The sequence below is a fragment of the Pantoea sp. 9140 genome (genome assembly GCF_000745295.1).
GTDB lineage: Bacteria > Pseudomonadota > Gammaproteobacteria > Enterobacterales > Enterobacteriaceae > Pantoea > Pantoea vagans.
Window position 1 is genome coordinate 2,677,786 of the sequence record NZ_JQNO01000001.1, and the last position, 14,206, is coordinate 2,691,991.

16 protein-coding genes and 1 tRNA gene are annotated in these 14,206 nt (G+C 53.7%); 2 read left to right on the forward strand and 15 right to left on the reverse strand.

Features of this window, described 5'->3' with window-relative positions:
- Positions 1–74: 74 nt before the first annotated feature.
- The 9 genes from ccmI to ccmA all read right to left on the reverse strand — a co-directional run bounded on the left by ccmI (position 75) and on the right by ccmA (position 7,039).
- Positions 75–1,286 carry a c-type cytochrome biogenesis protein CcmI gene (ccmI, locus tag FA92_RS12395; protein ID WP_033783756.1) on the reverse strand — a complete coding sequence of 404 codons (1,212 nt, stop codon included), beginning with the start codon at positions 1,284–1,286 and terminating at the stop codon, positions 75–77.
- Entirely contained in the window at positions 1,286–1,738 is a 453-nt protein-coding gene (locus FA92_RS12400; protein ID WP_013358619.1) for a cytochrome c-type biogenesis protein, read from the reverse strand. The genes ccmI and FA92_RS12400 overlap by 1 nt, the downstream gene beginning before the upstream one ends.
- Positions 1,735–2,292, reverse strand: coding sequence for a DsbE family thiol:disulfide interchange protein (locus tag FA92_RS12405; RefSeq protein ID WP_013358620.1), 558 nt, complete (start codon positions 2,290–2,292; stop codon positions 1,735–1,737). The genes FA92_RS12400 and FA92_RS12405 overlap by 4 nt, the downstream gene beginning before the upstream one ends.
- Complete coding sequence (locus FA92_RS12410; protein ID WP_033783757.1) at positions 2,289–4,247, reverse strand: heme lyase CcmF/NrfE family subunit; 1,959 nt, start codon at positions 4,245–4,247, stop codon at positions 2,289–2,291. Before FA92_RS12410 ends, FA92_RS12405 begins: the two co-directional genes overlap by 4 nt.
- A complete protein-coding gene (gene ccmE, locus FA92_RS12415; protein WP_013358622.1) occupies positions 4,244–4,729 on the reverse strand; it encodes a cytochrome c maturation protein CcmE in 486 nt (161 codons plus the stop codon). The genes FA92_RS12410 and ccmE overlap by 4 nt, the downstream gene beginning before the upstream one ends.
- Positions 4,726–4,959 (reverse strand): heme exporter protein CcmD, encoded by a 234-nt coding sequence (gene ccmD, locus FA92_RS12420; RefSeq protein WP_033783759.1) that lies wholly within the window; start codon positions 4,957–4,959, stop codon positions 4,726–4,728. Before ccmD ends, ccmE begins: the two co-directional genes overlap by 4 nt.
- Positions 4,956–5,696, reverse strand: coding sequence for a heme ABC transporter permease (locus tag FA92_RS12425; protein ID WP_033783760.1), 741 nt, complete (start codon positions 5,694–5,696; stop codon positions 4,956–4,958). The genes ccmD and FA92_RS12425 overlap by 4 nt, the downstream gene beginning before the upstream one ends.
- Positions 5,697–5,762: 66 nt before the next feature.
- A complete protein-coding gene (gene ccmB / locus FA92_RS12430; RefSeq protein ID WP_033783761.1) occupies positions 5,763–6,422 on the reverse strand; it encodes a heme exporter protein CcmB in 660 nt (219 codons plus the stop codon).
- Complete coding sequence (gene ccmA / locus FA92_RS12435) at positions 6,422–7,039, reverse strand: cytochrome c biogenesis heme-transporting ATPase CcmA (protein ID WP_033783762.1); 618 nt, start codon at positions 7,037–7,039, stop codon at positions 6,422–6,424. The genes ccmB and ccmA overlap by 1 nt, the downstream gene beginning before the upstream one ends.
- A 242-nt stretch (positions 7,040–7,281) precedes the next feature.
- Between ccmA and FA92_RS12440 the strand changes: the two genes are divergently transcribed.
- Entirely contained in the window at positions 7,282–8,217 is a 936-nt protein-coding gene (locus tag FA92_RS12440; protein ID WP_033783763.1) for a formate/nitrite transporter family protein, read from the forward strand.
- Positions 8,218–8,457: 240 nt separating this feature from the next.
- Positions 8,458–8,532: transfer RNA gene (locus tag FA92_RS12445), tRNA-Arg, on the forward strand.
- A 221-nt stretch (positions 8,533–8,753) separates the two neighbouring features.
- Here FA92_RS12445 and FA92_RS12450 read toward each other — a convergent pair.
- The 6 genes from FA92_RS12450 to FA92_RS12470 form a co-directional block, all read right to left on the reverse strand.
- Positions 8,754–10,145, reverse strand: a complete 1,392-nt coding sequence (locus FA92_RS12450; RefSeq protein WP_033783764.1) for a VasL domain-containing protein — start codon at positions 10,143–10,145, stop codon at positions 8,754–8,756.
- Between the two features lie 393 nt (positions 10,146–10,538).
- On the reverse strand, positions 10,539–10,718 hold the full coding sequence (locus FA92_RS23640; RefSeq protein WP_072009003.1) for a hypothetical protein: 180 nt from the start codon (positions 10,716–10,718) through the stop codon (positions 10,539–10,541).
- Between the two features lie 102 nt (positions 10,719–10,820).
- Entirely contained in the window at positions 10,821–11,291 is a 471-nt protein-coding gene (locus tag FA92_RS12455; RefSeq protein ID WP_033783765.1) for a hypothetical protein, read from the reverse strand.
- Positions 11,292–11,305: 14 nt separating this feature from the next.
- Positions 11,306–11,755, reverse strand: coding sequence for a type VI secretion system baseplate subunit TssE (gene tssE / locus FA92_RS12460; protein WP_033783766.1), 450 nt, complete (start codon positions 11,753–11,755; stop codon positions 11,306–11,308).
- A 131-nt stretch (positions 11,756–11,886) separates the two neighbouring features.
- Positions 11,887–13,674 (reverse strand): DUF2235 domain-containing protein, encoded by a 1,788-nt coding sequence (locus FA92_RS12465; RefSeq protein ID WP_033783767.1) that lies wholly within the window; start codon positions 13,672–13,674, stop codon positions 11,887–11,889.
- Positions 13,674–14,195, reverse strand: a complete 522-nt coding sequence (locus FA92_RS12470) for a DUF3304 domain-containing protein (protein ID WP_033783768.1) — start codon at positions 14,193–14,195, stop codon at positions 13,674–13,676. Before FA92_RS12470 ends, FA92_RS12465 begins: the two co-directional genes overlap by 1 nt.
- Positions 14,196–14,206 lie beyond the last annotated feature (11 nt).

Here is a 14,206-nt window from a genome sequence, read left to right on the forward strand (position 1 = left end):
TGAGCATAGCTGACTTTGTGCCAGAGGCAGCAGGCAATGGCACGCATCATTTTTAACGTTATCAATTTTGACGTTCAGGGTAGCTGCTTATTGATCTCCACCGCGATCGGCTGATGGCCATCCCAGGGCGTCACCGCGCTCAGACCCAGCCAGTCACCCGGCTGCGGATTGGCGCTGCCATCGCGGGAAATCCGCACCCGAACCTCAACCTGATGCTGCGCCGAAAGCAGGCGATCCGGCATCATGGCATTGCTGTCATCCAGCGTCAGCGACAGCGGGAAGTGGCTGAGCGGCATACGCTTAACCGCCACCGGTACCGGTGAATCCCCGTCAGAAACCGAAATATACAACACTCCGTCCTGAGGTAACATTTTTTCTGCCTCTGGCGTCAGCGTCACTGTCAGCGCCAGCTGACGACTCTGCTGCCCCGCATCACTTCGGGCCTTTTCAATGCTGCGGGCGATCATCGCGTGTCGCGAATCACCGGCAGGCAACAGACCCAGCAGGGTCTGCCATGCATCGATAGCCTGATCGTAGTGCTGCTGACCGTAAGCGTTATACGCCAGCAGGCTCAGCGTCCGCAGGTTTTGCGGATCCACTTTAAGCAATGATTGCAGCAGCAGTGATGCCTGACGGTTATCCTGCGGATCGGAGGATCTTGTCAGCACCTCTGCATAATCCTGCTTCAGAGCCAGATCGTTGGGCGAAAGCTGAAGTGCACGCTCAAAGGCCTGGCTGGCCATCTCCGCATTATTCAACACCATGCCGAGCCGTCCCAGCATCGTCCAGTCGGCCAGATTATCCGGTTCGGTTTGCAACGCGGTACGCAATCCGAGCTGTAAACGCGCCAACTCCTCCATAGTCAGCGGTTTCGCGCCGGGATCCATCAGGCGGGCACGTAGCTCAGGATACGCCTGCTGCACCTGCATCCAGCCGGTGAATTGTGCCAGGCCGCCGGTTTTCAGATAAGTGCCCAGCGAAACCGCAACCAACACAATCAGGCCTGGCAGCAGAATCCAGCGGCTGCTGCTGTGTGACTGCAGCGTCTGTGCCGGCGGGATATCTGCCAGCAGCGTCTGCTGTAGCTCCCGTTCCATCAGCGGACGCTCAGCAACGACGCCCTGCGCTTCATCCTGCGCCAGCTCCTCTATCCGCTGATGGTAGAAACGCTGATTAAGGCGATCGCGATCGCCTGCGCTGGCCTGACGCTGCCGCCAGCCTGTGGCCAGAAACAGCGTGCAGGCCGCCAGCAGTAACAGAAAAAGGGTAATCCAGAATGCACTCATTACGGCTTCCTGTCTGACTTCAGTAGCGCATTAAGACGCTGTTGCTCATCTTCATCCAGCTCACTGCGGGTTTTGCGCTGACGGCTACGCAGGATGATCACCACGCCACCCAGCAGCGCAAACAGCGCCGGACCCGCCCACAGAATAAGGGTTGAAGGCGTGACCGGTGGCGAATAGCTGACGAAGTTGCCATAACGCGCCACCATGTAGTCGATAATCTGCTGGCGACTCTGGCCCTGCTTCATCAGCTGATAGACTTTCAGCCGCATATCGGCGGCAATCATCGCATTCGAATCGGCAATGCTGTTGTTCTGGCATTTCGGACAGCGCAGTGACGCGGTCAGGTCGCGGTATTGCTCTTCCTGGGCCTCCGAGTCAAATTGCAGCGTGTCGATGCTTGCCCACAGGTTAATGCTGAACAGCAGGCCGCAGAGCAGTAACAGCATTCTCATGATCCCGCCTCCGCACTGTATTTCATCCACAAGGGTTTCACTTCCTGCTCCCAGACGCGCGCATTCAGATCGCCCGCATGGCGATAACGGATGATTCCTTTACCGTCGATCAGGAAGGTTTCCGGCGCGCCATAAACGCCGAGATCCAGTCCCAGCATGCCGTTGCCATCGTAGAGACTCAGCGCATACGGATTACCCAGCGTATTCAGCCAGTTAACCGCCTTTTGACGATCGTCTTTGTAGTTCAGCCCGACGACACGAATGCCCTGCTCTGCCAGCGTATTCAGATAGTGATGCTCAGCGCGGCAGGTCGGACACCAGGTCGCCCAGACGTTGAGCAATATCGGTTTGCCATCGGTCAGCACGCGCTGATCATAAGTTTTGCCCGGCTGATCCAGTGCTTCCAGCCGGAACAGCGGCACCGGTTTGCCAATCAGGGCCGATTCGAGGCGGGTCGGATCGTCGCCATCGGCATTGCGCGTCAGCTGCCACAGCAGCGCCGCCGCCAGCAGCAGAAACAGCATCAGGGGAATAAACAAAATTTTCTTGTTCATGTCCGCACCTCCGTTTCTGCTTTTTTGCGCGAACGGTAACGGGGATCAAACAGGCAGAACAGCCCGCCCACCGCCATCAGCGCGCCACCGAACCAGATCCAGCGGACAAAGGGTTTGTAGTAGATGCGCACGGCCCAGCCGCCATCCTCCAGCTCTTCGCCCAGCGCCGCGTAGAGATCGCGGCTGAAACCGCCATCGATCGCCGCTTCGGTCATCATGGTACGGGCGGCGGTATAAAAGCGTTTTTCCGCCTGCAGCGTCGCTTCATGTTTGCCATTGCGCGTGACATCAATGATACCCATGCCGCCGCTGTAGTTTGGCCCCTGCAGATTCTGCACGCCACGGAAGACAAAGTGATAATGATGAATATCGACGCTATCGCCCGCCTTCATCCGCACATCGCGTTCCACGCTGTACTGCGTGCTGAACGCAATGCCAATCACCGTGACACCGACACCCAGATGGCCCAGCACCATGCCCCAGTGGCTGCGTGACAGATGACGTAAACCCGCAAAGAACGGATGACGATGGGTGGCGCGCTCATGCAGTTCCAGCAGCGTCAGCACGATAATCCAGAGTGACATCAGCAGACCAACCACCGTCATCGCTTCAATACGATCCTGCAGCCACCACGGAATGATCACGGAACAGGCCAGTGTCACCATCAGCGCCAGCGCCAGCCGTTTAGCCAGCTTCTGCGGTTCATCGCGACGCCAGCGCACCAGCGGCCCGATCCCCATCAGCAACGCAAACGGTGCCATCAGCCAGCTGAACATCGTGTTGAAGAAGGGTTCACCGACCGAAATGCTGCCCAGCCCCAGTTGCTTGTGTACCAGCGGCAATAGCGTGCCGAGCAGCACCACCAGCATCGCGGCAATCAGCAGCACGTTATTACCCAGCAAGAACGATTCCCGCGACCAGGTTTCATTCTGAACCCGGCCACGCACCTGCCCGCCTTTAATGGCGTAGAGCAGCAGTGAACTGCCGATGACAATCACCAGAAATGCGAGGATAAACATGCCGCGCGCCGGATCGGAGGCAAAGGAGTGCACCGACACCAGCACGCCGGATCGCACCAGGAATGTCCCGAGCAGGCTCAGCGAAAATGCCGTAATCGCCAGCAGCACGGTCCAGGCCTTAAAGGTGCCGCGCTTTTCGGTGACCGCCAGCGAGTGCATCAGGGCGGTGCCCGCCAGCCATGGCATAAACGAAGCATTCTCAACGGGGTCCCAGAACCACCAGCCGCCCCAGCCCAGTTCGTAATAGGCCCAGGCAGATCCAAGGACAATCCCGATGGTCAGAAAGACCCAGGCCGCCGTCGTCCAGGGACGCGACCAGCGCGCCCAGGCGGTATCGAGCCGTCCGGCCATCAGTGAGGCGATTGCAAAGGCAAACGCTACTGAAAAGCCGACGTAGCCCATATAGAGCAGCGGCGGATGGAAGATCAGGCCGATATCCTGCAGCATCGGATTCAGGTCATGCCCGTCTATCGGGAAGTCCGGCAATGTGCGGCCAAACGGATTGGAGGTCAGCAGGATAAACAGCAGGAAGCCGAGGTTGATCATTCCCATGACGGCAAGCACGCGGGCCAGCGCATCCTGCGGCATCCCGCGGCTGAAGATCGCTACCGCCAGTGTCCAGGTGCTGAGCAGCAGCACCCACAGCAGCAGTGAACCTTCGTGTGCGCCCCAGGTGGCAGCGATGCGATAGTAGACCGGCAGCAGACTGTTGGAGTTCGTGACGACATAAGCAACGGTAAAGTCGTTGCTGATAAAAGCCCAGACCAGCAGCGCAAACGCCGCCGCGATGCAGACAAATAAGCCGCAGGCCAGCGGACGCGCCATCGCCATCAGACGGGCATCCTGACGTACTGCGCCCCACAGCGGATAACTGCTCAGCAACAGGGAAAGCCCTAGCGCCAGGCAGAGCAGAAAGGTACCGATTTCGGGCATCATGATGATTTATTTCCCGCCTGATAGAGCGACTGCGGGCCGGTGTGATTACTCTTCATCGCGTCTTCAATCTCCGGCGGCGTGTATTTCTCATCATGTTTCGCCAGCACTTCTTTGGCGATAACCTGGTTGCCCGTCGTCAGCACGCCCTGCGCGACAACGCCCTGCCCTTCCCGGAACAGATCCGGCAGGATGCCTTCAAAACTGACGCTGACCACGCCGCGTGCATCATAAAGTTTGAACGATACCGCCAGCGTATTGGGATCGCGCCGGACGCTGCCGGGCATCACCATGCCACCGACGCGCAGTCGCTGGCCCGCCTCAGGCTTCTCGTGCGCCTCGCCTTTGCCGTAGAGGATTTCACCCGGGGTATAGAACAGATCGATGTTTGAGCGCAGCGCATACATCACCAGCGCAGTCGCCAGGCCAAGGCCGAGCAGGATCGCCACTGCCGCATAGAGGCGGTTGCGTCGACGGATATTCACAGTGTCTCTCCTGCCGCTTCAGCCGCGGCTTTTTTCGTTTTCGCCGTCCGGATGCGACGTTCCCGTGCATCACGCTGGCGGATCTCAGCCAGCAGGCGTCGGCGCAGCAACAGGGTATGCAGCGTCAGACCGATAAGCGGAAGCAGCGTGCAGGCAACCGCCAGCCAGACGTAAAAGGCGTAACCGCCCATCGCAAAGAAGGCGTGCCAGGAGGTAAATGCCGGGATCATGCCTGCTCTCCCCGCTTCGCCACATCAATCGCCCAGGGACGATGACGCTCGGTTAACAGAATCAGATTGCGCAACCGCATCAGGGTCAGCGTGATAAACAGCAGCAGATAACCGAGGATCGACCAGCGCAGCGGCGTGCGCATGACCGGCGCAATCGCCTGCTGAAGAATGCCTGACGACCCCTGATGCAGGGTATTCCACCACTGCACCGAGAAGTGAATGATGGGCAGATTGACCACGCCAACCAGAATCAGAATTCCGGCGGCCCGGCCTGCGGTGCGGCGGTCATCAAAAGCGTGATAAAGCGCGATCACGCCCATATAGAGGAACAGCAGCACCAGTTCCGACGTCAGACGCGCATCCCAAATCCACCAGGTGCCCCACATCGGCTTGCCCCATGCGGAACCGGTGACCAGCGCAATAAAGGTAAAAACCGCGCCCACCGGAGCCATCGCAGCGGAAACCAGATCGGCCATCTTCATCTGCCACACCAGACCAGTAAAAGCGGCGATAGCCATGGAGGCATAGATGCCCATCGACCACATCGCGGCGGGTACATGGATATACATGATGCGAAAACTGTCGCCCTGCTGATAATCAGCAGGGGCAAATCCGAATCCCCAGACCCAGCCCAGCAGCAAAGATGCCAGCCCTGCAACGGCAAACCAGGGCACCAGTCGCCCCGAAAATTGATAAAGCCGTTCGGGCCTGGCCAGCTGATGTAACGCTTTCCACATATCAGATGCTCACATTAACGATAAAAAGTGTTGCCGCGTCTTTTACGCGCGGTGGGTACAAGCCGGTTACTGCAAAGTAATTCGAAGCGCCGCCGCCGTGGCAAACGGCGCAAGCGTGGCGCTGCCCAGCAGCATCGCGCCGAGAATCGCCAGATAGCCACCAATCGGCAATCCCTGACTGGCCGCCTCCATCGCCGCACTGGCGAAGATCAATACCGGAATCGACAGCGGCAGTACCAGCAGGCTCAGCAGCACACCACCGCGTCGCAACCCCACCGTCAGACCCACGCCAATCGCACCAAGGAAACTCAGCGTTGGCGTGCCGAGCAGCAGCGTCAGGGCCATCGCCCGCCAGCCATTAAAATCCAGCGACAGCAGTAGCGCGGCCAGTGGCGACAGAATGATCAATGGCACGCCGGTGACCAGCCAGTGCGCCACCACTTTGCCAATAACCGTTACCGGCAGTGGCGTCGGCAACAGAACCAGCTGCTCCAGCGAGCCATCACTGAAGTCATCGCGAAACAGCCGTTCCAGCGCCAGCAGCGACGCCAGCAGTGCTGCAACCCAGGCCACGCCCGGCGCAATGCGCGCCAGCTGTTGCGGGTCCGGTCCGATGCCCAATGGAAACAGAGTGATGACAATCAGGAAAAACCAGAGCGGGTTAACCACATCCGCACCGCCGCGAAAGGCAATGCGCAATTCACGCTGGATGAGGCGAAACAGCATCACTCTGTCTCCACGTCGCCAAGGCGAATTTTACGCACCCGCGCCGCATCCGCAGGTAAATCCTGATGAGTTGTCAGGATCACGGCACCGCCGTTATCGGCATGATGGGCGAATTGCGCCATTAATTTTTCAATACCCGCTTTGTCGATGGCGGTCAGCGGCTCGTCGAGAATCCAGATGCGGGCCTGACTGAGCCACAGCCGCGCCAGCGCCACCCGACGCTGCTGACCTGCCGACAAGCGGCTGACTGGTACCTCTTCATCGCCCGTAAGGTCGACACTTTCGAGTGCTGCAAAGATCTGCGCATCAGTGCAATCGGGATGGTAGAAGCGCAGATTTTCCAGCGGCGTGAGCACGCCTTTGATACCGGGACAGTGGCCCAGATAGAGCATCGCCTGATGCCAGGTTTCACGCTGTCGCAGGATCGGCTGCTGCTGCCAGCGTATTTCACCCTCTTCCGGACGGCTCAGACCCGCCAGCAGGCGCAATAACGAGGTCTTTCCGGCACCGTTGGGGCCTTCAATCTGCACAATGTCACCAGCAGAGACGCGAAAAGAGAGCCGCCGAAACAGCGATCGTTCGTCGTATGCACAAGTAAGCGTAATGATTTCCAGCATCGAGGGGGGAATCGCACCAGCTAAAAGTGGCCGGGATATTACCACAATGTTGCTGTGGGCCGAAGTGTGAGCCAACGCTCAGTTTCGCTGTCAGTAGCTTATTCGTGCGGTATCGACGGAAGTCTGAATAAAAATGCAGTTCCGAAAAACGTTGTTACGCTTATTCGCACTGATCGTTACATTATCAGCAAATAAAAAACGGCTACGCTTATTACGCTACAGCACTATCACCAGGAGAAAATATGAAGCCTTCATCAGGTAATGAACAGGGTCCTAACGACGTAGAGAGCGAAGAGAAGGACAAGGGCACTGACATCGAAGTCGATGAGGAGGCATTACCCTCACGCGCTGCGGCGATCCATGAAGAGATTCGTCAGGATGGTGAAAAGGAGCTGGAGCGCGACGGTATGGCGCTGCTCTGGTCAGCTATCGCGGCAGGCCTGTCTATGGGCGCCTCGCTGATGGCTAAGGGAATATTTCAGGTGCATCTTGATGGCGTACCGGGTGCGTTTCTGCTGGAAAACCTCGGTTACACCTTTGGTTTTGTTATCGTCATTATGGCGCGCCAGCAGCTCTTTACCGAAAACACCGTTACCGCCGTCTTACCGGTGATGCACAAACCGACCTGGAGTAATGCGGGTCTGCTGTTACGTCTGTGGGGCATTGTGTTGCTGGGTAACCTGATTGGCACCGCGCTGGGTGCGCTGGCGTTCAATGAGATGCCGATATTTGATGATGCCACCCGTCAGGCCTTTACCCATATCAGTATGAAGGTGATGGAACATACCCCTGGCGAGATGTTTGCCAATGCGGTGATTTCCGGCTGGATTATCGCCACCATGGTCTGGATGTTCCCGTCTGCGGGCGGCGCTAAACTGCTGGTCATTGTGATGATGACCTGGCTGGTTGCGCTGGGCGATCTGGCGCATATCGTTGTGGGCTCGGTCGAAGTGCTCTATCTGGTATTTAATGGCAGCATTAGCTGGCATGAGTTTTTGTGGCCGTTTGCCCTGCCGACGCTGCTCGGCAACATTACCGGCGGCACCCTGATTTTTGCCCTGATCAGCCACGCGCAGATCCGTAATGACATGAGTGAGGCGGCGGTAGCGAAAGCGAAAGCTGAAAAGCGCAAGCAGGAGAAACGCCGCCAGCGCGAAGAGCAGGAAAACGCGAAGTAAATAGCAGGCAGGCAGAGCAGATTTAACTGCCCTGTCTGCCTTTCAGGCATTCTGGCGGGATGGGCGACATTAATATCTCACCTGCAGCCTGAGGGGAAAGCGTCGTTTTCAGCATGGACGGGTTTCAGAGATCGGCACGCGACAGTAGCAAGCTCAGAAAAGCGGGATTGCTGGCGGAATGAGCAAACGCGCGGCAACCTGGTGAATCTTCAGGACTGTTTCGCTATACTGCACGCCGCTGTCCTCTTAGTTAAATGGATATAACGAGCCCCTCCTAAGGGCTAGTTGCAGGTTCGATTCCTGCAGGGGACACCAGGCCTATCCTATACAGAACCCGCCCAGCCAATTAAAACCCTTTATAATCAATAATAAGCTATTAATAACGGCTTTACCCTTTATCTGCTCACTATCCCATTATCATTTAGCATGTCTGGCTATCTTGTTAAGACAAATCAATGAGCACCCGCAAATGAGTAGTGATCATTACCTGTAAGGTCTGGATGACTGGTTGCAGACGTATACCTCGAATATCTTTTTTATTTTAATGCATTATGTTTTATTTCTGCGTAACGGGCAGTGAGTTGCTTCAGATGCATCTCAAGTTGAGAGCTGGCAGCAGCAGGTAAAGGTTCGCCTACTGGATGTTGTGACAATCTCCGTAATTGCTCTTCTGCCGGGATCGATTGATTAAAGGACTGCATAGCGGAAAAAACCACTGACTTCAGCTCACTGACCGTCATGTATTTACCTTTCTGCTCATCCAGTCCGTTCAGTCTGTCGCTCAGTTTTTGTAATGTCGTCATTCCCTGATACCAGTCGTTCAGATGCGCTGTCGGTAATGCAGTCGCATTGAGTTGTTGCTGCCACGTTTGTGCCAGAGGGTTAGCCTGCTCTGGAGAGAGCATCTGCGCCTGTTCTACAAGCTGTCGACTGAAGTCAATATTCCAGTCAGTAGGCAGTTTATCCAGTCGGGAAAGCTGCTGCTGTGTCTGGGCGATAAAGTCCTGAGGTAACCGAATCTGCTGGCGCAACACATCAATCTGCTCAGGAGCGAGGGGTGCAGGCAAGGGTGCCAGAGATGTTGCAAGCGTAGTCTGAAGTGGATCAGAGTTGTGAATATACAGCCAACCCGACGCTGCGACAGTAATGATAATCAGCATGCTTCCCATACCGGCAGCGAAGGATTTCCACTTCTTTACCGGGTTGGACATTACCGTCTGTACTTGCGCGTGCACCATATGTTCCGGTTGCGAGACATCCTTACTCCTAGCTGCGCTATCCGGACACTTTTGCTCTGTAAGCGGTAGGTTGCTATGGGCATTCACTGATAAAGCGGAATCCATCATAACCTTATCAGTCAACATGATATCTGGCTGAGTGGCTACGTCTGTTTCCGAAGTACTATCAATATGTTCCAGCCGTACAGCACTGTCATGTATTAATGTCCGCAGTGTATCAAGCTGGCTGATATGTTTAAGCTCCAGACGCTGCAAAATCTCCGACAGCGTGGTCAATAATTTCTCTGCCTGATAGAGTTGACTTAGGTGGCTATAGTCCGGCGGGAGCATACGTATCAGTTGCTGTAGCCGCTGACTCAGAGTGCTGAGAATTTCCATGCGGGCATGAACAGGCTGAGGCCAAAGCGTACCCCACTGATGCGTTATCATGGTCTCCAGTATTATCAGCCCCTCATTCATACCCGATATTCCGGCCAGTTGCGCTCGCGCCAGCGTATACCAGGCCGCCGTCTGAAGATCCACACCGTTATTCCTGAACAATGAGCTACAGAGTTCATCTGCATATCTCCAGTTCACATCAGGACGCGCCGGATGAGTCAGCTTGCTGATTTCACTGCGTAAAGCGGTATATTCCGGCAACGTGCGTGGATCACCACCGGTTTTGAGTGTTTGTGAAGTGATGTCATTCATGACCATTTATCCATGTGACGTATCCGGGCCTGTGAAGAATTTTCGTTAATGCGGCTCCACTTTCTGCATATTCAATACTCTGCAGATACTGAAGCGCTACGGGCTCGGTGACCTTTAATCCTGACTAGTTAATCTGAACAACGCGCAAAGACACTTTCCTACGCCATATTAATACTGATTTCCTGAACAAACGGGTAAATGGGTGTATCCGGGCTTATTAGCCATATAGAGGGGTGCGCATGTAGGTTGACGGGGTTGCGTAGTGAGCGATTCGTCGTTTTGTGTAACCCTTTGCTGTTTCTGTTTAATTGCCGTAGTCGTCTTCTTCGTCTGTGTTTTTCGGGTGGAAGTGGAAGGCTTTAACGGATTGCTGACTTCTGAAGATGAAGAACCCTATCCGGAACAGAATCGTTTTGACTGACTCAGGCTTTCGTCATTACAGACAAAGCGGCCATCCGATGTGCAGTATGCTATACCGCCTTTTGAACCTGAACAGGGTTGTCTGCCACGCGCAGCTTCAGCCTGCTGGGTAAAAAGGATACTTAACACCAGCAAGAGACTTATTTTTTTCATCGCTTCATCCATGTGTTATTCCGTAAATCTGCTTCCGTCAATTATTTACTGTTTCGCCGGGTAAACAGGCAAAACTAAAAATCATTCATATACCCCTATTCGTTATGACAGGAGTGTAATAATCAGCTCAAAAAAAACGTTTTCATCAAAAATCTTGCCATCATGGTATAAAACACCCGGCGGAGAAGACGCCCATTCACTCACGCTGCCTGAGCGCATAAATAAACGCCCCAGTGACGTCACACGTTGTTCATCATGGAAGGTCGTCTCCACACACCCGGTTACGCCGTGGCCGTACAAAAATACCGGCGTAAATTTTACGCATCGGTCGCGGTAACGCAGAACGATACTGGCAATCCCGAAAGCCTCGCCCTCCACCAGCAGGTCCGTGACGGATACAGGGAACGTTTCTACATTCAGTCCGGTACCTGTCAGCCAGGCGTCCATTTGCACCTGAAGCTGGGTTATTCGGTGGCGAAATTCTGCGATATCAGCCTGAGTCTTGCTGGTAAACGAGACCGGAGCGGGCGGGATGGCCTGTAGTTTTTTGAGGAACTGTGATTTTACTGACATGGCGTTAATGGGCCTTACAGACGGGTTGCTGAGTCGAGATAGTGCTGTTGCTTCAGATGGCGTAACATGACCCGCCCCTCGGGCATAAACTCGGTACCGTAACGCACAAGGCCAATGCCCCTGAGCTCAGCATCAATGGCATAGCGCAGTTCGCCCGGGACATTCTGTTCCAGCAGGATCACGTCTATGGTTTTCAGTCGGGGCTCATATTTAAGCAAGACTGCAGAGAACGTAGAAAGCAGTTTATGCGACGTGCCAGGAAGCCCCTGAAGAATATTGGTCATATCCGGCAGGCCGAAATCGGGTATATGCGCCAGAGTCCCGGCGCGGCAATTCAGGATCCGTTGCATATTATCCAGCACTGAGAGGATGACCTGGTTCTGTTCGCTGACCTGATGCAGATCGAGACCACCGACGAAGTTACCGTAGAGCATCTCGCACAGAGAGGGTGTATTTCCTGACATGATTATCTTCCATGTTATTTTATTGATTTAGTTGTTTTTAAAATAATTTTCCATCGGAATTAATGGCCTTTTACAACATATTTTTAAAATGGCGTTAACTAATTTCACTCTTGATAACTATTCACTTGTAGTTACAGTTGAGGTTTTTCCAGGGAACGAATGACAAAGAAATCCTGGGAGATGCCAACGTCTTTTCCCGCGGCTTGTCTGTTATGAATAAACCAGGAATACATTTCTGACGGCGCAGTATCTTCAGGGAAAGGCTGAGGCTGACCAAGATAAGCAGCATGGGCATAATCGAGAAAACGTCTCGCTCTCCTCAATGCAGGCCTGTAGATATCAGACACGATTTGCATACGCTTATCATTAGGATCGCTTTCCATACTGTTCTTCATTCTTATTGCGACATCATGGACATCGTCCAGCCATCCCCAATTTTTATGCAACACATCAAGTTCATTCTGGTAGTGTCCGCTGACTTCTTTTGCCTGTGATGAAATCCCCAGTAGCCCGGCAGAAACCCCAGCAGAGGCTAAAATATCTTCGCGCTGCTTTTCATACCTAATACACTCGCTGCGATATTGATAGTATTGCCGCCCAAGCCACTCGATATAACTGTCCAGATGGCGGTTCTGCGCTCCGATACTGACGACGTCAAAAGGTACTGCTTGCTGATACAGCTTTGTCCATTGAGCGACAGACTTGTTCTTAACCTTATCCTGCATGATAAAATAGTTTGCAACTGTTTCAGATTGAGCCTGCAAATTTTGAAAATCAGGGAAAGGGACACCAGCCATTGTCGCTGCCCGGTACATCCGGTGAAGGGCCACCCGAGAAAGTTCTGCACTCGGTTTTTGTTCATTTGGCTTCAGGCCTCCCCCTACATCCTCCGCGCAGCCGGGTAACAGCTCTTCCTTATGTTTATTATTACTTCCACCAAGACAATAGACGCTACGCCATGGTCGGTTTTCATGGGCTGCGACCAGGTGCAGTGCGTTTTTAACCGTATCCGGCAATGCCGATTCCTGATTAACAGATTTATCGCCCATCAGCACGCTAATGCCTTTTATTGGCCCACCTGCGGTTGCCACAAACCAGTCGACGCCACTTTTATTACTGGCAGGGGTATGGCGAGCACAATCAAATAAACCTGTAAAAATAATCTCTACGGTAATCCCTTTGTATGTATGTTTATCACCTTGTCTCTGACAAATATCATCAAGCAGCGTATCAATAAACTTACGTGCAAGAGTCGCTCCGACATCGTATCCAAAGAGTGAAATAGATATTAGTTTTATCGGTACAGGGCTATTGGTTTTGGCTCGTTCAAAGAAACGTTCAAAACGTAATTTAGCCGAGTTTATTCGTGTATCGACGCCTGTAACCAGCATGTCTGCAATAACGGGATTATCACGCAGCCAGGGGGTAGCCTCAATACCTGATTTCTTAGCGGCGTTTTTAGCTACATCGCCCACCAGCGTTTTCCACTCTGAAGGGCTTATCAGTTTTTTCCCTGAGTCCTTTAAAACCTCCCACCAGTTACCACTTTTCAAATAATCCAGGCCAGCATCCTTCGCCATTTCTTTTGGCTGTTCTTTCAAATCATCCAGTGCAGAGCCTTGTGCACTGTCCATTATGGTATGCAGTTTCTCAGAGAGTTCTTCATTGAATGGTGTGCCGAGACCTGATAAATAAAATTTATTATGCGTAATTTGCGGGGTATCTTGCTTCTGCTCTGGAAATGATCTAAACAAGCGAGCCACATTACTAAAGCATTGTTCCGCAGCATCCTGTTCAATATTCCGATGGATGCCATCAAAAAAGAAACCGACATGCCAAATACGTGAACAGTTTCCCAATCCGGCCTCTTCTGCCTGCTGCGCGCGACTAGCGGCGGCAATAATATGTTCGATGTTCATCAATTATGCCCCTGCTTTAAAGACTCATCTGGAGTATCAGGACGTTTTTCATAAGGCGACCAGGCGTTATCACTCCAGCCCAATAGCACTTTATCTCCGGGCAAAAAGTGAACATGCAAATCATTCTCTCCCCACTTTCGATCTGGCATTGGCATCACAACCCGACGTTTTTCCAGACGCATACCTTTGAGATACTGCTCATGAGTAATATCAAGGGTCCAGATAACTTCCGCTGTTTTCCCGCTTATACTGCCGCAGCAGGTGGCACCACCACCACCATGGGCAAACGCATTTGATCCAGCCACACCATTAACGCTAAATCCCAAAATGGGTCTGTCAATTTCACTGTGAATAATTAATGTCACGCCCCCGGTCGGCGGTCCCCAGACTGCTGCCCAGATTAGCCAGCCACCGTATGCCAGAACCACTGCCAATAAACTGCCCCAGATCCATTTTCCACAGCGGGCGTAACATTTATTGATAGTTTTATCTATTTCCCCCAAAGCATTAAAGAACGTCATTGTCAACCTCA